Origin of the sequence: Pseudoxanthomonas sp., assembly GCF_002863005.1 — a bacterium.
Lineage (GTDB): Bacteria > Pseudomonadota > Gammaproteobacteria > Xanthomonadales > Xanthomonadaceae > Pseudoxanthomonas_A.
Genome location: NZ_PKDG01000018.1, coordinates 209,666 through 230,424, shown reverse-complemented (window position 1 = coordinate 230,424; position 20,759 = coordinate 209,666). Strand labels below are relative to the sequence as shown.

Sequence of the window (20,759 nt, the reverse complement as noted above, 5' to 3'; positions counted from 1 at the left end):
GTCAGCGTCCCGCCAGTGCGCGGGCCTGTTCCAGCTCGACCTTCAGGCTGCTGGCCAGTTCCTCGCGCTTCACGTCGAACTGCTGCTCGCGCAGCAGGTCCTTGACCGTCACCACGCCGCGCGCGAGTTCGTCCTCGCCGGCCAGCACCACGAAGCGGATGCCGGCCCGCGAAGCGTACTGGAACTGCTTGGCCAGCTTGCGGCTCTCCATCTGCACTTCGGTGTTGATGCCCGCCGCACGCAGGCGGCGCGCGATGTCGAGCGATCCGGCCAGCTGGCCATCGTCCATCAGCGCGACCATCGCCTGCACGCTGCTCTCGTCGCTGCCCGCGATCAGGCCGGCTTCGCGCAGCTGCCAGAAAAGGCGGGTCAGCCCGATCGAGATGCCCACGCCCGGCAGCTTCGACTTGGTGTAGTGGCTGGCGAGGTCTTCGTAGCGGCCGCCGGAGCAGATCGAGCCGATCTGCGGGTAGCCATCCAGCTGCGTCTCGTAGACGGTGCCGGTGTAGTAATCCAGGCCGCGTGCGATGGAGAAATTCAGGCAGTACGCACTTTCCGGTACGCCCAGTGCCTTGACGAGGTCCAGCACTTCGCGCAGTTCGGCGATGCCCTGGTTGAAAGTGTCGCTGCCCTGCCCCAGTGCGTCGAGCCTGGCCAGCGCATCGGCGTGGCCGGTGCTGCGCACGGCGACGAAATCGAGGATGCGGTCGACGCCCTCGGCCGACATGCCGAAGCCTTCGCCGGTCAGCGTCTCGCGCACGTAGTCGGCACCACGCTTGTCCAGCTTGTCGACTTCGCGCAGCACCAGCGCCTGCTGTTCGCCGTCGGTGACGCCCTGGGCTTCGAAGAAACCGCGCATCAGCTTGCGGTTGTTCAACTGGATGGTGAAGTCGCCGATTCCGAGTTCGCTGAAGACGGCGTGGATCACCGCCAGGATCTCGGCATCGAAGCGCACGCTCAGCGCGTCCTTGCCGATCACGTCGATGTCGCACTGGTAGAACTCGCGGAAGCGGCCGCGCTGCTGGCGTTCGCCGCGGTAGACGCGCTGGATCTGGTAGCGGCGGAACGGGAAGGTCAGTTCATGCTCGTGCTCGGCCACGTAGCGGGCCAGCGGCACGGTCAGGTCGAAGCGCAGGGCCAGCTCGGGCAGGCCTTCGCCTTCCTTGGCCAGGGCGCCGGTCGACTGGACGAAATAGACCTGGCGCTCGGTCTCGCCGCCGGACTTGGTCAGCAGGGTCTCGGACAGTTCGAAGACCGGCGTTTCCACCGGCAGGAAGCCGAAGCGCTCGTAGTTCCGGCGGATGGTGTCCAGCATGCGCTGGAAGGCGATCTGCTCGCGCGGGAGCAGTTCCATGACGCCAGGCGGGGTACGGGGCTTGATCAAGGGACACTCCGGCTTTCGTGAACGGCACATTTTACGTGGCCGCCGCAGACCCCGCAGCTTTTACGGGGGGCGGCCGGGCAGAGATCCGGATCCGGCATCCAAGTCTTGCCTCGGCCGGGACCCTTCACTACAATGGCGCGCTCAGTCGGGGTGTAGCTCAGTCTGGTAGAGCGCTACGTTCGGGACGTAGAGGTCGCAGGTTCGAATCCTGTCTCCCCGACCAATAGATTCAGAGTGTTACGAAGAAACCGCCCTAGTGGCGGTTTTTTCATGTGGACGATCGCTGCTGACGGTTTAAGGACGGTTCGCGAGGTAAGGACGGCTAAATCTATTTGGCCAAGGGTGGGTCAGTGGAGCGCACTCGGTAACTTGTGCGCGATCAACGCTTCGTTATCTGCTCAAGTTTTCCGTTGCGTTTTACTGGCACTCGAAATATCGCACCGCTTTTCACAAGCTCGATAGCAGTCACGATTGACGGCCAATACTCAATAAGGCGCGCGGCCTTCTCGTAGTGAGAGAGTTGATTCCAACCCTTAGCTAACACAAAAACCGTCAACCCAAGTCGAGCAATAGCTTCACGCTCCACTGGTCGGCGGTGATGGTGGTCATGGGTGATGTGGACTTGGACGCCGTCCGCAATAGCACGCTCAAACAATTCCACATCTGGCGTGCCCTTCGCGTAGGCGGTGACATGCACCACTTGGTGCCCCTCTACGGAAACAAGCTCATTTAGCGCCCGCGCTAGGGCTGGCGGAAGGTTCTCGTCAATCTGCGCCTTCAAGCCGCCGCAACCTGAGCCTCGTACGCTACGGCCTTTCTAACCGCTGCGACTGAGATCTCGTAAAGGTTCGCCACCCGACTGACGTTACCGCACTCAGCCTTCAATGCTTCTACGACAGCGATTGTTGGGACACCGGACTCGGACAGAATCGGATGTCCGAAACTGCGCTGCGGATCAAACACAACGGCCTTAGAGCGAGAAACCGGGTACCAGCGAGTTGCCTCGTCATCCACGCTCAGTTCGATGCCCTCACGAAGGGAAGGGCCGATCACCTTGCCCATAACATTCTGACGCTTTACGACATCGACCAGTGCTTGGTCACCATTGTCGTCCAGCATCTCCATGAAAATGCGCCTGCCATCAGTCTTGAATGCCGTGCTTGTAAACGGATACTCATTACCCAGTCGCTCGCGCAACTCTTCAATAGTGTTCCGTATCAGGTTAAGCGGAACACCGGATGCAACAAATGTTCGGATAAATCGCAACTCAATGAGGTCGCGGAACCCAACACCCTCAATGTCAGTTGCAGCTAGCTGAGGTGTCCACAAAGGTGCGTAGCTGTGCTTTTCTCCGTTTCGCGTAGCTGTATGGCCTAGCATCCAGCGACGAAGATCGCGAGCCTCCCCACCAATAAAGCGCGCAGCATCGGCAAAGGAGTAGATGCCTACTCCAAAGTTTGCTTGCAAATGCATCGGGATGCCCATAGCAGCGAGTCTATCGAATTGGGACCGCATCTGTCCTACCCGGCGACAAGCCTAGTGCGGGCCGTTCGCAGGAGCTGCGACCTCGGTTCTCACAGTTTGTTGCGACGACAGGGCTTTGAGGGCTGGGAGGTAGGCAAGACCGATGTTGCTGTGAGCCCGGGCTAACCAGTCAGCAGATCCGGATGCCGCACCTGCCCTTCCCCTCGCACGACGAAACGCTCCACCGTCAGCGCCTCTAGTCCCATCGGGCCATAGGAATGCAGGCGCGTGGTGGAAATGCCGATCTCAGCACCCAGCCCGAGCTCGCCACCATCCGAGAAGCGCGACGAGGCGTTGACCATCACCACGGCTGACCGCAATGCGTTGAGGAACGTCTCCGCATGCCCTGCATCGCGGGTGACGATGACCTCGGTGTGGTCCGACGTGTAGCGTCGGATATGCGCGATGGCGGCGTCCAGATCGTCCACCACCCCGACCGCGATCACCAGATCGAGGAACTCGGCAGCGAAGTCCTCCTCGGTCGCGGCCACTGCGCCCGCCATCAGTGCCCGTGCCGTGTCATCCGCGCGAATCTCGACACACCGCGCACGCAGCGCCTCGGCCGCACGCGGCAGGAACGTCGGTGCGATATCGCGATGGACCAGCAGCGTCTCCAGCGAATTGCAGGCGGACGGGCGCGATACTTTGCCGTCCAGCAGCAGGGCCAGCGCCAGGTCTTCGTCCGCGCCCGCATCAATGTATTGGTGGCAGACGCCCTTGTAGTGCTTGATCACCGGCACGCGTGCGTGTTCCGCGACGAACCGGATCAGCCCTTCGCCGCCGCGTGGAATGACCAGGTCGATCACATCGCTGAGCTGGATCAACTCCAGGATGGTCTCGCGCCGCAGGTCCTCGACCAGCGTCAGCACCGCCTCCGGCAACCCGGCCTCGCGCAGCGCACGCTTCAATGCCGCCGCGATCGCGGTGTTGGAATGGATCGCTTCCGACCCGCCGCGCAGGATCACCGCATTGCCAGCCTTCAGGCACAGCGCCGCCGCATCCGCGGTGACGTTCGGCCGCGCCTCGTAGATCATCGCGATCACGCCGAGCGGCACGCGCACGCGCTCCACATGGATGCCGTTGGGCCGGTCGTAGGCACGGGTCACCTGCCCGACGGGGTCCGGCAGGTCCGCCACTTCGCGCACGGCGGCGGCGATGCCCTGCAGGCGTGCGGCATCCAGACGCAGGCGATCCAGCATGGCGCTGCCGATGCCTTTCGCCGACGCCGCCGCGAGATCGCGTGCATTGGCAGCCAGGATCGCGGCTTCATCGGCCAGCAGAGCATCGGCCATCGCACGCAACAGGGTGTTCTTCCCTTCCGTCGGCAGGGATGCGATGGCCGTCGCTGCGTCGCGACATTGCAGGGCCAGCGTCTTGATGTCGGTCATGCGATTTCCTTGCTCAGGATCGGTCATGGAACCCATGGCCTTGTAGGAGCGCCCTCGGGCGCGATGCTTTCCGATCTGGAATCCCGGGCTGGAGCATCGCGCCCGAGGGCGCTCCTACAAAGACATCGGATGCGCGATGGACGTGCCTCACAACAGCACCAGGTCGTCGCGATGGACGACGTTTTCACCGTAGGTATAGCCAAGGATGCCTTCGATCTCCCGCGAATGGCGGCGTGCGATGCGGCGGATGTCGACCGCGGAATACTGGCTGACACCACGCGCGATGCGACGGTCGCCGGTGTCATCGCGCAGCATCAGTTCGACCATGTCGCCGCGCCGGAAGTCGCCCTCGGCGGTCGCCACGCCGCCAGGCAGCAGCGACGCGCCCTTCTGGCCCATGGCGATCGCCGCGCCCGCGTCGACCACGATGGCCCCCGCTTCCACCGGCACGTTGCGCAACCAATACTTGCGGGCCGCCAGCCGGTTCTGTGCCGGACGGAAGCGTGTACCGAGCAACGCGCCACGCGTCAGCGCAGACAGCGTGGCCGCCTGCGTGCCGTTGAACAGGAACGTCTCGATGCCGGCGGCCGCCGCCTTGGCCGCCGCCTCGAGCTTGGTGTGCATACCGCCGGTGCCGACACCACTGCCTGCCCCGCCGGCCATGGCGAAGAAGGCCGGCGTCAGCGCTTCTACCTCCAGGATCGGCTGCGCATCGGCGTGCGTGCGCGGGTTGGCGGTGTAGAAGCCATCGATGTCGGTGGCGATGAACAAGGCATCGGCATCGACCAGCGCGGCCACGACCGCGGCGAGGTTGTCGTTGTCGCCGAGCTTCAGTTCATCGACGGAGACGGTGTCGTTCTCGTTGATCACCGGCAGTGCGCCCAGGGCCAGCAGCGCCTGCAGCGTGGCGCGCGCATTGAGGTAGCGGCGACGGTTGCGCAGATCGTCGTGGGTCAACAGTACCTGCGCCACCGGGCGATCGAAGAAGCGCTGCCACAAGGCGATCAGCTGTGCCTGCCCCAGCGCGGCCAGCGCCTGGCGTTCCGCCATCGCGACGCCGGACTGCGGCTTGCGATGCAGCAGGCCGCGGCCCGCGGCCACCGCACCGGACGAGACGATGACGACTTCGCGCCCGGCTGCAATGCTGGACGACACGAATTGCGCCAGGTTCAGCGCGTGGCGCGGACTGAGCCCCTCGCCTTCCGCCGCCAGCAGGCTGCTGCCCACCTTGAGCACGGCGCGACGCCAGGCCGGCAACGGTTGTTCGGTGAACGGTGGCGGCGTGGCGAGGGTCATCGGATCAGCTCAGCGGGTGTTCCATTCGTAAACCGTCAGGTCTGACGTATCGGTCAGCGCCAGGGGATCGCGCGCGGCGATCGCCTTGGCCTCATCCAGCGAGGCGACATTCACCAGCACATAGGCGCCGCCGCTCCTGTCGCTGAAGCCACCGGTCATTTCCAGCTGCCCGGTCGCACGCAGTTCGTCGAGAAACGCGAGATGCGGTGCGATCACCGCGTCGTCGAACGACGGGCGACGCATCGCCATGACAAGGTAGCGGATCACAGCGCGTCCCAGCGGGCGAGCAGTTCATCGAGGCGCAGATCGGCGGCCGCACCGGGCGACACGCGCGCGGCGAGGCTGCCTTCCGGCGTGCGTCCCTGCCCCGCGCTGTCGGCCGATGCTGCGGCCGCCTTGTAGGCCTCGCGGAACGGGACGCCGGCCACTGCGGCCTCGACGGCGACATCGGTGGCGTACATGCCGGAATCTATCCCGGCACGCAGCCGGTCCTCGCGCCATTCGAGGTTGGCCAGCAGCGCAGGCAGCAGTTCCAGCGCCGGCAGGCCGCGTCCGAAGCCATGGAAGATCGCGCCCTTGCTGGCTTGCAGATCGCGGTGGTACCCCGACGGCAACGACAGCAACTGCTCGATCTCCGTGCGCGCCGCCGCCACGCTGGCGTGGGTGGCGCGCATCAGTTCGATGACGTCGGGATTGCGCTTGTTCGGCATGATCGAACTGCCCGTCGTGTACTGCGCAGGCAGCGCGACGAAGCCGAATTCCGCGCTGGTGAACAGCGACAGGTCCCAGGCGATGCGGCGCAGGTCCAGGGTCGCGCCGCCCAGCGCCTCGAGCGCGGCCAGCTCGAACTTGCCGCGCGAGAGCTGTGCGTAGATGGGACTGACCTGCATGCGCGCGAAGCCGAGCGCGGCGGTGGTGTGCTCGCGGTCCAGCTTCAGGTTGACGCCATAACCGGCGGCCGTGCCGAGCGGATTCGCGTCGACCAGTTGGAGCGTGTCACGCGCACGGACCGCGTTGTCGATGAACGCCTCCGCCCAGCCAGCCCACCACATCCCGGCCGACGAGACGACGGCACGCTGGATGTGGGTGTACCCGGGAAGAGGCAGCCCGCGCTCGGCCTGCGCGCGGTCCAGTGCGACCTTGGCGATCTCGCGCGACAGCACGGCCACGCGCGCCAGCTTCTCCTTCAGCCACAGGCGCGTGGCGACCAGGATCTGGTCGTTGCGGCTGCGGCCGGTATGGATCTTGCGGCCTGCATCGCCCAGCCGCTCGGTCAGCCGGGCCTCGATGGCGGAGTGGCCGTCTTCGTAGCGTTCGTCCAGGACGAAGTCGCCGCGACGGAAATCGTCCGCCAGCAACGCCAGTTCGCGCTTGAGGCCCGCCAGCTCGTCGCCGGACAAGATGCCGATGCGCTGCAGGCCTTCGGCATGCGCCGTGCTGGCCTGGATGTCGTGCAGGAAGAACTCGCGGTCCAGCACCACGTCGTCGCCGGCCAGGAAACGCTGGATCTCCGCATCCACTGCCACGCCGGGCTTCTGCCACAACAGGTCGCTCATGCCGTCGTCTCCTGCGGAATGCTGTCGCGTTCGTCGAATCCGAACGCGAGGTTGAGGTTCTGCATCGCCTGCGTCGCCGCGCCCTTAAGCAGGTTGTCGAGCGTCGCGACCACCACCAGGCGCTTGCCGCCCGGCGCCAGGGTGAAGCCGCCGATCTCGACGCCATGCCGGCCGGCGATGCGGCTGACCCACGGCGCCTCGTCCAGCACCCGGATCAACGGTTCGGCCGCATAGCGATCGCGGTAGAGCGCACGGATGTCTTCGATCTTCGCCGGTTGCTGCAGCCACAGGTTGACCGTCATCGTGATGCCACGGAAGTGCGGCGCGACATGCGGCATGAATTCGACGGGCAGACCCAGGTGGCGGCTGACCTCGCGCTCGTGCATGTGGTCCGTCAACGCGTAGGGCATCAGGTTGTCGCGCAGCAGGTCGGTGTTGTTCTTGTCCGACGGCGAGGTTCCGGCGCCGGAATAACCGGACACGCCGAAACATTGCGGCGGACCCGCCAGGCGACCGAGCAGCGGCGCGATCGCCAACTGCATGGCGGTGGCATAGCAACCGGGATTGCTGATGCGCTTCTCGCCGGCGTACCGCTGCCGGGTCAGTTCAGGCAGGCCGTAGTACCAATGCTGGTCGAAGCGGAAATCCGCCGACAGGTCGACCACCACGGTGTCCGGCGCCTGTGCATCGATGGCGGCAACCAGCTCGGCCGCCTTGCCGTTGGGCAGCGCCAGGATCACGGCATCCGCGCCTTTGCCACCGACCTGCTCGTGGCTCAGGTTCTCGTAGCGCAGCTCGCCTGCGAACTCGGGAATGTGGTCGCTGACCTTCTGCCCATCCAGCTCGCGCGAGGACACGAACGCCAGCTCAAGGTGCGGATGGCGGGCGATCAGGCGGATCAACTCGGCGCCCGTATGGCCGCGGGCGCCGACGATGCCGACGGTCTTGGTGGTGCTCATGGGGAATCCTGTTCGTGCCGGGCGAGCTTCGCCAGCAGGTTGCGCTTCACCGCCGGCCATTCGCCATCGATGATCGAGAAGACGACGGTGTCGCGCGGCGATCCGTCGGCATGCCGCTTGTGGTTGCGCAGCACGCCGTCCTGTTTTGCGCCGAGCCGGGCGATCGCCGCACGCGAGCGATGGTTGAACCAGCTGGTCTCGAAGACCACGCTGATGCAGCCCAGTGTCTCGAAGGCATGCGTGAGCAGCAGCAGCTTGGTCTCGGTGTTGACACCCGTGCGCTGTACGTCGGGCGCATACCAGGTGTAGCCGATGCTGAGCTTGGGCACGTCGGCTTCCAGTCCGTAGAACCGGGTGCTGCCCACGATGCGGCCGCCCGCATCCCGCACCACGAACGGCAGCACGCGGCCGTCGGCCTGCGCCGCGAGCACCGCATCCACATAGCCCGCCGCATCCGCGGCTTTCGGCACCTGCGTGAACCACAAGGCCGCCAGTTCGTCGCCGGCCAGCGCCGCGCGCAGGCCGTCCACATGGTCGCGCGACATCGGCTCGAGGCGCGCATGGCGGCCGGTCAGGACCGGCACCTGCTGCCATGCCGTCGGGATCGAAGCGCTCATCTCAGTCCTTCAAGGTCGGCAGGCGCGTGCGGCAATGCGCCACGCAGCGCTCGATGTCGGCGAAGCCGTCGATGCCGTACCAGAACACCTTCCACTTCTCCTGCTTGTAGCAGCCGTCGGACTCGGCGTAGTAGAAGATGTTGACCTGGTTGTTGTGGCGGGAGCGCCAGAACAATTGAGGATTCTCCTCGCGCATCACGTGCCACACGGCACGGCCCAGGCCTTCGCCCTGCGCATCGTCGAGCACGGCGAACTTGTCGAGATAGGCAAAGCCTTCCTCGCGGGTGAGGATCAGCGCGGTACGGTAGTTTTCGCTGATGTAGACGCGGTACGGCGTGGTGCGCTCGAAGTAGTCCGGCAGCAGCGTGCGGCCGAAGCTTGATTCGATCAGCGTCTTCAACCGCGGCAGGTCCACGCCTTCCCAGCCACCCTCGAAACGCAGCACGCGCTCGCCCTTGCGCACCAGCGTGCCGGAGCCGCGATGGGTGAAGAGTTCCTTGGCCAGCTCCGCCGGCTTGGTGATGGAGACCGACGAGGTCAGCGGCAGCCGGTCCAGCAGATCCTTGATCTGCTCGATCTTCACCCGCATGCCGCCGTTGATCCAGGGCTGCGCCATCAGCTCGTCGTACTCGGTCGACAGGTTGATCGAATCGATCACGCGCCCTTCCGCATCCAGCAGTCCGCCGGTGCCGGTGAGGAAGATGATCTTGTACGGCTGCAGCACCTGCACCAGCTCATTGGCGGCGAAGTCGGCGTTGATGTTGAGGATCTGGCCGCCGACGGTTTCGCCCATGCTGGCGATGACCGGGATGGAGCCGGCCTTCAGGCTCGCCTCGATCGGCGCTTGGTTGATGCGGGTGACCTCGCCAACCAGGCCGTACGTGGCCTGGTCCTTGTACTCGGCTTCGAACACACCCGAGACGATGGACGTCGCGCGTGCACCGACCTGCTGCAGGGCTTCGACCAGCGCGAGGTTCTGCTGCAGGAACACCTTGCGCACGATCGCCAGCACTTCGGGCGTGGTCACGCGCAGGCCGTTGACGGTCTGTTTGGTGATGCCGGCCGCCGTCATTTCCTCATCCAGCTGCGGCCCCGCGCCGTGCACGACGATGGGCGTCAGGCCGACTTCCTGCAGGAAGGTCAGCGAGGACGTCAGCGACTCCAGGTCGTCGCGCAGCACGGCACCACCCACCTTCACGACGGCGAAACGCTTGGCGTCCAGCTGCGAGAAGCGCTTGACGTACTGCGAGATCTCCTTCGCGCTGGCCATGCTGGACAGCAGGCGGATGATGGTCTGGCGGGTTTGCTTGTTCGATTCCATGTCTTCTTGCTTTTCGTAGGGTGGGCTCTGGCCCACCACATCATCGGTTGCGCATGGCGGGCCGAGGCCCGCCATGCGACGCTACTGGAGGATCCTCGCCACGCTGTCGGCGTATTGCTGCAACTGCTCCAGCGACACCCACTCGTCGGCGGTATGGGCTTGGGCGATGTCGCCCGGGCCGTAGACGAAGGCGGTCAGGCCGGCGGCGGAGAACAGCGATGCCTCCGTCCAGAAGTCCACGGCATTACCGATCGGCAAGCCGAGTTCGTCGGCGAGGTCGCGCGCGGCCAGGCGACGCTCCTCCGCGCGCGCGACATCGCCGGACGGCAGCGACGGGCCCCGGAAGGTTTCTTCGTAGTCGGCCAAGGCATCGGGATTGGCAAAAGCACGGAACGTCGCGTGCAGGTCGGCAGGGTCCTGCGACGGCAGCGGCCGGAAGCCGAACCGGACTTCGGCGCTGGGGGCGATCATGTTCGCCTTGATGCCGCCTTCGACCCGACCGATGTTGAAGCGCAGGCCGGTCAGCCCACCGAAGCGCAGGTGATGCTGGGCCTGCACGAAATCCAGCGCCGATGTGCCCCAGCGCATCGCGTTGTGCAGGGCGCTCAACGACAGCGCGTTCTCGGCGGAGGCGTGCCCGGCCTGCCCCGTGAACGCCATCCGGACGGCACTGATGCCGCGGTGTGCGAGCACCGCCTGGCACTGCGTCGGCTCGGCGATGATCGCTTCGCAGAAGCCATGGTCGCGCGCAAGGAACGCGGCGATGCAGCGCGCATCGTTCGCTTCTTCGTCCGTCGTGAACAGGAACGCCGCATCGCCCTGCGTCACCTGTGCGGCCGCCACGAGTGCCGCGGCCGCGCCCTTGATGTCGCAGGCACCCAGGCCGATCGCGCGTTCGCCTTCGACGCGCAGCGCGTGCGGATCGGCGCTCCATGCCGGCGAGGACGGCACGGTGTCCAGATGCACGTTGAACACGCGCTTGGGCTGCCCGCGCACCGCGAACAACGTGACCGCACCGGCGCCATGGTCGATGACCTCGACCTGGAAATCCGGCAACTGCGCACGCAGGTAGTCGAAGATGCCGCCGGTACCGATGTCGCGCGGCGGATTGCGGGTGTCGAACGACACCAGCGCTTCGAGGTGCTGCAGCGTGCTGGCGAGCAGGTCGGTCATGCGGGTTCCTTGTTCATGATCAGCCGCGATTGATCTCGGCCCACAGGGTCGAGCTCATGCCGAACAGCTTGATGAAGCCCTCGGCTTCCTCGACACCCCAGTCGGCCGACTGCGCGTACGTCGCGCCCTTGGCATTGAGGATGTGCGGGGACTTCACAGCGACCGCATCGACACGGCCGCCGCGGGTCTCCAGCACCACTTCGCCGTTGACCGTGGCCTGCGAAGACTGCAGGAACGCCTCCAGGTCGGCCTTGAGCGGATCGTGGTAGAAGCCTTCGTACACCAGCTCCACCCACTTGCGCGCGATCTCGGGCTTGAAACGGTTCTGCTGCTTGGTCAGCACGGCCTCTTCCAGCGCGCGGTGCGCCGCCAGCAGCGACACCAGGCCCGGCGCTTCGAACACGATGCGGCCCTTCAGGCCGATCACGGTGTCGCCGGTGTAGACGCCGCGGCCCACGCCGTAAGGCGCGAACAACGCATTCAACTTCGCCAGCAGCGCAGCGCCGGCGACCGGCTGGCCGTCCAGGCTGACCGCCTCGCCGTTCTTGAAGCCGACCGTGACGCGCAACGGTTCCACCGGCCATTCGGCGCGCGGTGCGCACCAGCCACGCGCGCCTTCGCCCGGGGCGGACCAGGTGTCGATCTCGCCGCCGGACATGGTCAGGCCGAGCAGGTTCTCGTTGATGGTGTAGCTCTTCTGCTTGGCACGCACGCCGAAGCCACGCTCTTCGAGATACGCCTGTTCGTAGGCGCGGGTCTGGGTGTGTTCCTTCTGGATCTCGCGGATCGGCGCCACGATGCGGTAGTCGCCGCTGGCCTTGACCGCGAGATCGAAGCGCACCTGGTCGTTGCCCATGCCGGTGCAGCCATGCGCAATCGCGTTCGTGCCCAGTTCGGCCGCCCGCTTCAGCGCGGCGTCGACGATCAGGTAGCGGTCGGACACCAGCAGCGGGTACTGACCCTGGTAGCCCTCGCCAGCCCACACGAACGGCCGGACGAAGCCGTCCCAGATCGCCGGGCCGCCATCCACGGTGACGTGGCTGGCCACGCCCAGGTCGGCGGCGCGCTGTTCGATGTAGGCGCGTTCTTCGGCATCCACGCCGCCGGTGTCGGCGAACACGGTGTGGACGTTCCAGCCGCGCTCCTTGAGGTAGGGCACGCAGAAGCTGGTGTCGAGGCCGCCGGAGAAGGCAAGGACGATGTCTTTGGACTGGTTCATGGGGGCGTGTTCTGTTCGGGAATCGGAGGGGTTACTGCTGCATCAGCGCGGCCATGATGGCCTTCTGCACGTGCAGGCGGTTCTCGGCTTCGTCGATGGCGATGCACTGCGGCGAATCCATCACGCCGTCGGTGGCCTTCACGTTGCGGCGCAATGGCAGGCAGTGGCTGAAGACGCCATTGTTGGTCAGCGCCATCTTCCGCTCGTCGACGATGAAGTGCTTGTACTGGTCGCGGATCGGCTTCTCGGGTTCCCAGTTGCCGAAGAACGGCAGCGCGCCCCAGCTCTTGGCGTACACCACGTCGGCGCCGGCATAGGCGCTGTCGATGTCGTGGCTGACCTGCAGCGAACCGCCGCTTTCGGCCACGTTGTGCTCGGCCCAGCCCATGTAGCGCTCGTCCAGCACATAGTCCGGCGTGGGACACAGCAGGGTCACGTCCATGCCCATGCGGGTGGCGATGGTCAGCGCCGAGTTGGCCACCGCGGTGTTGAGCGGCTTGGGGTGATAGGTCCACGTGAGCACGTACTTCTTGCCGCGCAGGTCGGACGTGCCGAAGTGCTGCTGCAGCGCGAGCGCATGCGCGAGTTCCTGGCAGGGATGGGTGATCGTCTCCATGTTGATCACCGGCACCGGCGAATACTTCGCGAACGACTTCAGAACGATGTCCTCGCGGTCGTAGGCCCAGTCGACGAACTTCGGGAAGGCGCGCACGCCGATCAGGTCCACGTAACGCCCCAGTACCTTAGCCACCTCGGCAATGTGCTCCTCGGTGTCGCCATCCATCACCGTGCCCAGGTTGAACTCGATCGGCCACGCATCCTTGCCCGGCTGCAGCACCACGGCGTGGCCACCCAACTGGAAAGCACCCAGTTCGAAGCTGGTGCGGGTGCGCATGGACGGGTTGAAGAACACGAGCGCGATGGACTTGCCCTTCAGCGCGTCGCCCAGCTTGTTCTGCTTGTAGAGGGCGGCCTGCGTGAGCAACGCGTCGAGGTCGCTGCGGCTCCAGTCCTGCGTGTTCAAGAAGTGCTTCATTACGGCATCCTGGTGTCGGGAATGTGGCAAAACGGGCTTCAGAAACGAAAAAACCCAGCCTCTGGCTGGGTTCCGGTGAACAAGCGACGACGTCCGGGGTACCCAGCTAGATGCAGGATTCCGGTCGACGCGCACGCGACGTCATGCTCGAGGCCTGGGAGGCCGCGCTGGCTGCATGGGCGTGTGCGTTCATCTTCATGGGCGCGAATGCTCGCATGTGCTGCGGCGCAGCGCAAGGACGTATTCGGTTGCGCATGCAACCGTGCAGGAACTCAGGGACCGCTTGCCGTGGGCTGCGACGGCGCCAGGTAGGGGGCGACGGAAATGCGGATGCGCAGGCGGTTGCCGGGATCCTCAGCCAGCCGCGAGCGGTACTTCACGCCCTTGTAGATGTAGTCGACGTCGTACGCGATGGGGCGCTGGAACTCGCGCTCGATGGGCACGACGCGACAATTGACCTTCACGGTGGGCAGGGTGACCGGCGGTGCTTGCTCGGGCTCGTCGTCCCCCCCGAACCAGCCCCGCACCGAACTGACCATGCGGCTCCACCGGCTTTCATCTTTCTCGGGCGCGGCTGTCTCGGGCCTGGCAGCGGGGGCTTCGTCGCACCGCTGTTCCGTGCGGGTGGCCCGCAGCGTCTGATACACCGGTTCGACCCCCAGCACCTGTGCATAGTCGAGGCGGACGTTCTCCGCCGGGACCACCCGTTCCTGCGCCACGGCGGGCGCGGCAAGCAGGCAACAGGAAAAGAGGAGCGTGGCGCGGAGGCGGTGCATGGGACCTGCATGAAGATTCCAGGGGCCCCAGTGTAGGGATCGCGCCTTGAGTGGGGCTGAACATCGGCCGCAGGAAGCGCCACCAGGCCCTCGCGCGTGGTGCAGGCGGTAGAATTCCCCCGCTCTCCCCTGCCCTGTCGCCATGACCCTGCGCCTGCACAACAACCTCACCCGCCGGGTCGAGGACTTCCAACCGCTCGGCCCCGTTCCCACGATGTACGTCTGCGGGCCCACCGTCTACAACTACGTCCACATCGGCAACGCCCGCGGGCCGGTCGTCTTCGGCGTGCTGGCGGCACTCCTGCGGCGCCGTTTCGGCCAGTTGCGCTATGCACGCAACATCACCGACGTGGACGACAAGATCAACGCCGCCGCCAAGGCGCTGGGCGTGGCGATCTCCGCCATCACCGACCGTTACGCCGCCGCCTACCGGGAGGACATGGCCGGGCTGGGCGTGACCGGCGAATTCGCCCCGGACATCGAACCCGCGGCCACCGATCACATCGGCCACATCATCGCGATGATCGAGCAGTTGATCGCCGGTGGGCACGCCTATGCCGCCGAGGGCCACGTGCTGTTCGCGGTGGGCAGCTTCGAGGACTACGGCAAGCTCTCGCGCCGCGACCCGGAGGAGATGCTGGCCGGCGCACGCGTGGAAGTCGCGCCGTACAAGCGCGACCCGGGCGATTTCGTACTGTGGAAGCCGTCCACGCCGGACCTGCCGGGCTGGGAGTCGCCCTGGGGCGTCGGCCGGCCGGGCTGGCATATCGAATGCTCGGCGATGGCCGCCGCCCACCTGGGCGAGACCATCGATATCCACGCCGGCGGTGTGGACCTGCAGTTCCCGCACCACGAAAACGAAGTGGCGCAGAGCGAGTGCGCGCACAAGCACGCAGACGGTTCGCACAAGACGTTCGCGCGCTTCTGGCTGCACAACGGCATGCTCAACTTCGGCGGCGCCAAGATGAGCAAGTCGCTGGGCAACATCGAAAAGGTCCATGACCTGCTGCAGCAGCACCCGCCGGAAGCACTGCGGTACGCATTGCTGTCGGCGCACTACCGGCAGCCGCTGGATTGGTCCGAGGCGCTGGTGGAGCAGTCGAAGAACACGCTGGACCGGCTGTACGGAACGCTGCGGGATCTGGTCCACGTCGATGCCGTTGCGGTGACGCCGCAGGTCATCGAGGACGCACTGGACGATGACCTCAATACACCACTCGCGCTCGCCGAGATTGCACGGATCGCTTCAGAAGCTCGCCGTCACTTGGAACTTGTCAGCCAAGTCAACAGAGTCCGGATCGGAATTACCCCTGACCGACGGATCTCGGATGCTGACGTGGAAGCTCACGCTACGCTCTTGAAGTTCATAGGGATTGGCTTGCCAGAGGGCAGCAGTAAAGGGATGCTGGAAGCCGCCGCGTTGGTACAGATGCTTGATAGCTGGATTAGCGAAAACGCCGCGCCTCAAAAGTTGGGCCAACTGAAAGCCGAACTGCTCGGCGCCGGCCACGTCCTGGGCCTGCTGCAGCAGGATCCTGCCGAGTGGTTTGCCCGTGGCACCTCGTCAGACGACGATGCCCGTATCCAGGCATTGATCGACGAGCGTACGGCAGCGAAGAAGTCCCGCGACTTCGCCCGCTCCGATGCGATCCGTGACGAGCTGGCAGCCGAAGGCATCCTGCTCGAAGACACGCCGCAGGGCGTGCGCTGGAAGCGGGCGTGAGCCGATCTTTCCTTCTCCCGTCGGGAGAAGGTGGCGCGAAGCGCCGGATGAGGGTGCGGCAACATCAGGATGCCGGCACCACAAGGACTCCGCCGTACCCTCACCCCAACCCCTCTCCCGACGGTAGAGGGGCTTCTGAACCAGACTCGCTCACCTCATGACCGATACGATCTTCCCGCTCGAACCTACCGCCGCCGAGGCGCAGGCCGCCATCAAGGATGAATTCGCCTTCTTCAGCGACTGGTCCGAACGCTATCAGTACCTCATCGACCTGGGCCGCAAGCTGCCCGCCTTTCCCGAGGAGTGGAAGCGCGAGGAGCATCGCCTGCTCGGCTGCCAGTCGATGGTCTGGATCGTGCCCGAGGGCGATGCCGCGAAACTGGATTTCCATGCCATCAGCGACTCGGCGATCGTTTCGGGGCTGATCTTCCTCGCCCTGCGTGTCTATGCGGGACGGCCTGCCTCGGAGATCCTGGCCACCTCGCCCGACTACATCGCCGACATCGGCCTGGCGAAGCATCTCTCCCCCACCCGCAGCAACGGCCTGGCGTCATTGCTGGCCTTCATCCGCGAGACGGCCGCGAACGCGAAGTGAGCGGAAACGGCAAGCCCTCTGCGTTCTCGCTGCTCCGCAATCGCGGGTACGCGGCGGTGCTGGCGTACCGCATCTGTGCGCTGCTGTCGTACCAGATCGTCGCGGTCACGGTGGGTTGGCATATCTACGAGCTGACCCGGGATCCGTTCTCACTCGGCCTCGTGGGCCTGGCGGAAGTGCTGCCGTTCTTCTGCGTGGCGCCGTTCGCCGGGTATCTGGTCGATCACCTGCCTCGACGGCCGGTGGGGATGATCGCGTGCGGTGCGCTGGCGACGACCGCCGTGATCCTGGTGGCGGTGTCCGCGGGCTGGCTGCCGTTCGAGGGCACGTGGCCGATCTATGCGGCCATCGCGCTGACCGGCATGGCGCGTTCCTTCCTGAGTCCGGTCTACAACGCGCTGTTCGCCAAGGTCCTGCCACGCGAAGACTTCGTGCGTGCCGCCGGCCTGGGCAGCGTGATCTTCCAGGCCGCGCTGGTGACGGGCCCTGCACTGGGTGGCCTGCTGGTGGGCTTCGGCGGTAAGACGCTGTCGTATGCGATGGCCGTCGTATTCGCGCTGATGGCGGCGACGGTACTCGCACGGCTTCGCGTGGAGGAGCCCGGACCGCCGGCAGTCAGCCTGCCGGTGTTCGCCAGCATTGCGCAGGGCGCGCGCTTCGTCTGGAACAATCAGATCATGCTGGGCGCGATGGCGCTGGACATGTTCTCGGTGCTGCTGGGGGGCGTGGTGGCGATGCTGCCCGCCTTCATCCACGACATCCTGCATTACGGACCCGAGGGCCTCGGCATCCTGCGTGCGATGCCGGCGGCGGGTTCGGTCTGCGTGGGCCTGTGGCTTGCCCGCCATCCCCTTCAGAAGCACGCCGGGCGCGTACTGCTGTTCGCCGTGGCCGGCTTCGGCCTGGCGGTCATCGCATTCGGCCTGTCGCGCAGTTTCTGGCTGTCGGCGGCGATCCTGCTGTTCTACGGCATGTGCGACGGGGTGTCGGTGGTGGTGCGCTCGACCATCCTGCAGTTGTCGACGCCGGACGAGATGCGCGGGCGCGTCTCGTCGATCAATGGCATCTTCGTCAGTTCGTCGAACGAACTGGGCGCGTTCTATGCCGGCACGATGGCGAAACTGCTGGGGCTGGTGCCGGCGGTGATCCTGGGCGGGTTCGCGATCCTCTCGGTGGCCGGCTTCACCGCCTGGAAGGCGCCGCGGCTGCGCCGACTGGACCTGCGCGAACTGCAGTAGCCCGGTGCTTGGCCCGGAATGAAAAAGCCCCGCCGGAGCGGGGCTTTTTCATTTCGCGGATGCAGGGAACTCAGTCACCCTGCTGCTTCTGCAGGTGTTCCCAGCGCTCCTGGGCATCGATGGTGCGCTCGGCGGTCAGGCGGGCTTCGAGGCGGTCGAGGCCGATCTCTTCGCCGGTATCGACGCAGTAGCCGTAATCGCCGCCTTCCAGGCGCTTCAGCGTGCTGTCGATCTTGCCGATCAGCTTGCGATAGCGGTCGCGGGTACGCAGTTCCAGCGAGTTCTCGGTCTCGCGGGTCGCACGCTCGGCTTCGTCGCCGATGTCGCGGACTTCGTCCTTGAGGTTCTCGATGGTCTGCTTGGATTCCTCGACCAGGTCGGCACGCCACTGCAGCAGCCGCTGGCGGAAATACTCCAGCTGCAGCGTGCTCATGTACTCCTCGTCGGGCGAGGGCTTGTAGCCGGCCGGCACGATCGGTCGACCGGTGGCTTCATCGGTCTTGTAGGGCACTTCTTTCACCTTGCCGCGCACGACCGGCGCCGCAGGCCGAGCGGCGACGGCCACCGCTACCTTGCCCACGGGGCGGGCAACGGGCGGACGAGGCGTCACGGGGGTTTCGGCGGGGGTAGAGGCTTTGGCGTTCTTGGTATTCGGTTTCGGGACTGGCACAGGCTTCGGGGGGGACGGAACCTTGGCGGCGGGCGCCGGGGCCGGGGCAGCCGCCTTGGGGGCGGATGCAGGCACGGGAGTCTTGGTCGCAGCCGCGGTGGGGGCGGACTTTGCCGGAGCCGGCGTTGCGGCGGGCTTCGGTGCGGATTTGGGAGCGGGCTTCGCGGCCTTCGCCGGAGTCTTTGCCGGTGCCGCCTTGGCGACGGGCGCCTTGGTGGCCGGCGCGGGCGCGGGCTTCTTGGCGACTGCGGGTTTGGTCGCCTTGGCCACCGCCTTCTTGACCGGCGCCGCCTGCTTGGCCACCGGCTTGGCGGCCGGCTTCTTCGCCGGTGCCGCCTTCTTGGCCGGCACGGCCTTCTTGGCAGCCGGCTTCTTGGCGACGGGCTTGGGGGCCGCTTTCTTCGCTACCGGCTTGGCGGCCGGTTTCTTGGCGACAGCCTTCTTCACGACAGGCTTCTTGGCGACGGTCTGAGCGGGTTTCTTGGCGGCCTTGGCGGCCTTCTTCGCAGGTTTCTTTGCAGCCACGAACAGCGCTTCCTTGTTCTTCCCGAGCATCGGGAAAGCGCGCTTTTATAGCCTACCCGGCGGGCAGCGGCAACCCGACGCGGTATCATCGGGCCATGCTCGCCCGCCTGCTCATCCTGCTGCTGAAGGGCTACAAGCGCTTCATCAGTCCTATGCTAGGACCGCGTTGCCGCTTCGTGCCGTCCTGCTCCGAGTACGCCATTGAGGCGATCGGCCGGTTCGGTCCGCTGCAGGGCGGCTGGCTGGCGGTGCGGCGGATCGGGCGCTGCCATCCCCTGCATCCCGGCGGCCACGACCCGGTCCCCCCGCGCACCGGCGCCTCCCCTCCCCATTCCTGTACAGGACACCACTGATGCCCGCTACCGTCATCGTCAACGCCCGTCTGGTCAATGAAGGCCGCGTCACCGAGGGTGACCTGCGCATCGAGAACGGGCGTATCGCCCGCATCGCCGCCGAAATACGGCCCCAGGGCGACGACACGGTGATCGACGCCGCCGGGCGCCTGCTGCTGCCGGGGATGATCGACGATCAGGTGCATTTCCGCGAGCCCGGCATGCCGCACAAGGGCGACATGGCGACCGAATCCGCGGCAGCCGTCGCCGGCGGCCTGACCACGTTCATGGACATGCCCAACACCAGCCCGCCGACGCTGGACGCGGCCGCGCTGGAGGACAAGTACCAGCGGGCCAAGGGCCGGGCCTGGGGCAACTACGGCTTCTACATGGGCGCCAGCAACGACAACCTGGAGGCGATCCGCACGCTGGACCCGAAGACCGCGCCGGGCATCAAGGTGTTCATGGGCGCCTCCACCGGCAACATGCTGGTCGACAATCCTGACACGCTGGACGCGATCTTCCGCGAAGCACCCACGCCGATCATCACGCACTGCGAAGACACGCCCATGATCGACGCCAACCTGGCGGCGTTCCAGGCCAGGTACGGCGATGCGCTCAGTGCCGAACACCACCCGGACATCCGCAGCCGCGAGGCCTGCATCAAGTCCACGCGGCTGGCGATGTCGCTGGCGCGCAAGCACGGCACCCGCCTGCACGTGCTGCACATCTCCACCGCTGATGAGCTGGCGCTGTTCACGCCGGGACCGCTGGTGCATCCGGACGGTGCGCGCAAGCGCATCACCGCGGAAACCTGCATCCACTTCCTGCGCTTCGACCGCGCCGATTACGCGGCGCTGGGCAACCTGATCAAGTGCAATCCCGCCATCAAGGACACCAGTGACCGCGAAGCGCTGATCAAGGCGCTGGTGGAGGACGTGATCGATGTGCTCGCCACCGACCACGCCCCGCATACGCTGGAAGAAAAGGAAAAGCCCTATGTACAGGCGCCCTCCGGCCTGCCGCTGGTGCAGTACGCGCTGGTGGCCGCGCTGGAACTGGTGCATGAGAAGCGCATGGACGTCGCCCGCGTGGTACAGAAGTTCGCGCACGCCCCCGCGCAGCTGTTCGACGTGAAGGAGCGCGGCTACCTGCGCGAAGGCTACTTCGCCGACCTCGTGCTGATCGACGACGAACCTTTCACCGTGAAGCGCGAAGACGTGCTGTCCAAGGTCGGCTGGTCGCCGTTCGAAGGCCGCACGTTCCGCTCGCGCATCGGCGCTACCTGGGTCAACGGGCGCATGGTCTGGAATGGAGAACACCTGGTCGGCACGCCCAACGGCCAGCGGCTGGAGTTCGCGCGTTGAAGTTGGCGGCAGCGGCGCTACTCGCCGCGGTCTGTGCAGGCTGGATTCCCCTCGTAGGCG

The 20,759-nt window shown here is 66.0% G+C and carries 20 protein-coding genes and 1 tRNA gene; 6 read left to right on the top strand and 15 right to left on the bottom strand.

Going from position 1 to position 20,759, the window contains the following annotated elements; all coding sequences use genetic code 11:
- Position 1: 1 nt before the first annotated feature.
- A complete protein-coding gene (hisS, locus tag CYU89_RS08910; RefSeq protein ID WP_296280242.1) occupies positions 2-1,384 on the bottom strand; it encodes a histidine--tRNA ligase in 1,383 nt (460 codons plus the stop codon).
- 146 nt (positions 1,385-1,530) lie between these two features.
- Here hisS and CYU89_RS08905 point away from each other — a divergent pair.
- Positions 1,531-1,607, top strand: a tRNA-Pro gene (locus CYU89_RS08905).
- Between the two features lie 156 nt (positions 1,608-1,763).
- On the opposite strand, the gene CYU89_RS08900 is transcribed toward CYU89_RS08905, so the two are convergent.
- The 13 genes from CYU89_RS08900 to CYU89_RS08840 all read right to left on the bottom strand — a co-directional run bounded on the left by CYU89_RS08900 (position 1,764) and on the right by CYU89_RS08840 (position 14,249).
- The gene (locus CYU89_RS08900; protein ID WP_296280241.1) at positions 1,764-2,165 is read right to left on the bottom strand and encodes a DUF5615 family PIN-like protein; all 402 of its coding nucleotides are present in this window, start codon (positions 2,163-2,165) and stop codon (positions 1,764-1,766) included.
- Positions 2,162-2,869, bottom strand: a complete 708-nt coding sequence (locus tag CYU89_RS08895; protein WP_296280240.1) for a hypothetical protein — start codon at positions 2,867-2,869, stop codon at positions 2,162-2,164. The genes CYU89_RS08900 and CYU89_RS08895 overlap by 4 nt, the downstream gene beginning before the upstream one ends.
- Positions 2,870-3,030: 161 nt before the next feature.
- The gene (locus tag CYU89_RS08890) at positions 3,031-4,323 is read right to left on the bottom strand and encodes a glutamate-5-semialdehyde dehydrogenase (RefSeq protein ID WP_296280239.1); all 1,293 of its coding nucleotides are present in this window, start codon (positions 4,321-4,323) and stop codon (positions 3,031-3,033) included.
- Positions 4,324-4,443: 120 nt separating this feature from the next.
- The gene (proB, locus tag CYU89_RS08885) at positions 4,444-5,592 is read right to left on the bottom strand and encodes a glutamate 5-kinase (RefSeq protein ID WP_296280238.1); all 1,149 of its coding nucleotides are present in this window, start codon (positions 5,590-5,592) and stop codon (positions 4,444-4,446) included.
- Between the two features lie 9 nt (positions 5,593-5,601).
- Complete coding sequence (locus CYU89_RS08880; RefSeq protein ID WP_296280263.1) at positions 5,602-5,841, bottom strand: YciI family protein; 240 nt, start codon at positions 5,839-5,841, stop codon at positions 5,602-5,604.
- Between the two features lie 14 nt (positions 5,842-5,855).
- Positions 5,856-7,148: an argininosuccinate lyase gene (locus tag CYU89_RS08875; RefSeq protein WP_296280237.1), complete on the bottom strand. Its 1,293-nt coding sequence runs from the start codon at positions 7,146-7,148 to the stop codon at positions 5,856-5,858.
- On the bottom strand, positions 7,145-8,107 hold the full coding sequence (argC, locus tag CYU89_RS08870) for an N-acetyl-gamma-glutamyl-phosphate reductase (RefSeq protein WP_296280236.1): 963 nt from the start codon (positions 8,105-8,107) through the stop codon (positions 7,145-7,147). The genes CYU89_RS08875 and argC overlap by 4 nt, the downstream gene beginning before the upstream one ends.
- Positions 8,104-8,724 (bottom strand): GNAT family N-acetyltransferase, encoded by a 621-nt coding sequence (locus CYU89_RS08865; RefSeq protein WP_296280235.1) that lies wholly within the window; start codon positions 8,722-8,724, stop codon positions 8,104-8,106. The genes argC and CYU89_RS08865 overlap by 4 nt, the downstream gene beginning before the upstream one ends.
- 1 nt (position 8,725) lies before the next feature.
- Entirely contained in the window at positions 8,726-10,045 is a 1,320-nt protein-coding gene (locus CYU89_RS08860) for an acetylglutamate kinase (protein ID WP_296280234.1), read from the bottom strand.
- Between the two features lie 81 nt (positions 10,046-10,126).
- Complete coding sequence (locus tag CYU89_RS08855; RefSeq protein ID WP_296280233.1) at positions 10,127-11,218, bottom strand: acetylornithine deacetylase; 1,092 nt, start codon at positions 11,216-11,218, stop codon at positions 10,127-10,129.
- A 19-nt stretch (positions 11,219-11,237) separates the two neighbouring features.
- Positions 11,238-12,437 carry an argininosuccinate synthase gene (locus CYU89_RS08850; RefSeq protein ID WP_296280232.1) on the bottom strand — a complete coding sequence of 400 codons (1,200 nt, stop codon included), beginning with the start codon at positions 12,435-12,437 and terminating at the stop codon, positions 11,238-11,240.
- A 31-nt stretch (positions 12,438-12,468) separates the two neighbouring features.
- Positions 12,469-13,473: an N-acetylornithine carbamoyltransferase gene (locus CYU89_RS08845; RefSeq protein ID WP_296280231.1), complete on the bottom strand. Its 1,005-nt coding sequence runs from the start codon at positions 13,471-13,473 to the stop codon at positions 12,469-12,471.
- 272 nt (positions 13,474-13,745) lie between these two features.
- A complete protein-coding gene (locus tag CYU89_RS08840) occupies positions 13,746-14,249 on the bottom strand; it encodes a hypothetical protein (RefSeq protein ID WP_296280230.1) in 504 nt (167 codons plus the stop codon).
- Between the two features lie 142 nt (positions 14,250-14,391).
- Between CYU89_RS08840 and cysS the strand changes: the two genes are divergently transcribed.
- The 3 genes from cysS (at position 14,392) to CYU89_RS08825 (ending at position 17,805) form a co-directional block, all read left to right on the top strand.
- Entirely contained in the window at positions 14,392-15,972 is a 1,581-nt protein-coding gene (gene cysS / locus CYU89_RS08835; RefSeq protein ID WP_296280229.1) for a cysteine--tRNA ligase, read from the top strand.
- A 157-nt stretch (positions 15,973-16,129) separates the two neighbouring features.
- A complete protein-coding gene (locus tag CYU89_RS08830) occupies positions 16,130-16,567 on the top strand; it encodes a SufE family protein (RefSeq protein WP_296280228.1) in 438 nt (145 codons plus the stop codon).
- Positions 16,564-17,805 (top strand): MFS transporter, encoded by a 1,242-nt coding sequence (locus tag CYU89_RS08825; protein ID WP_296280227.1) that lies wholly within the window; start codon positions 16,564-16,566, stop codon positions 17,803-17,805. Before CYU89_RS08830 ends, CYU89_RS08825 begins: the two co-directional genes overlap by 4 nt.
- A gap of 70 nt (positions 17,806-17,875) precedes the next feature.
- On the opposite strand, the gene dksA is transcribed toward CYU89_RS08825, so the two are convergent.
- Positions 17,876-19,000, bottom strand: coding sequence for an RNA polymerase-binding protein DksA (gene dksA, locus CYU89_RS08820; protein WP_296280262.1), 1,125 nt, complete (start codon positions 18,998-19,000; stop codon positions 17,876-17,878).
- 95 nt (positions 19,001-19,095) lie between these two features.
- Here dksA and yidD point away from each other — a divergent pair, with 95 nt between their 5' ends.
- Together yidD and CYU89_RS08810 are read left to right on the top strand one after the other, a co-directional pair.
- Positions 19,096-19,353: a membrane protein insertion efficiency factor YidD gene (gene yidD, locus CYU89_RS08815; RefSeq protein ID WP_296280226.1), complete on the top strand. Its 258-nt coding sequence runs from the start codon at positions 19,096-19,098 to the stop codon at positions 19,351-19,353.
- Positions 19,353-20,699, top strand: a complete 1,347-nt coding sequence (locus CYU89_RS08810; protein ID WP_296280225.1) for a dihydroorotase — start codon at positions 19,353-19,355, stop codon at positions 20,697-20,699. The genes yidD and CYU89_RS08810 overlap by 1 nt, the downstream gene beginning before the upstream one ends.
- Positions 20,700-20,759 lie beyond the last annotated feature (60 nt).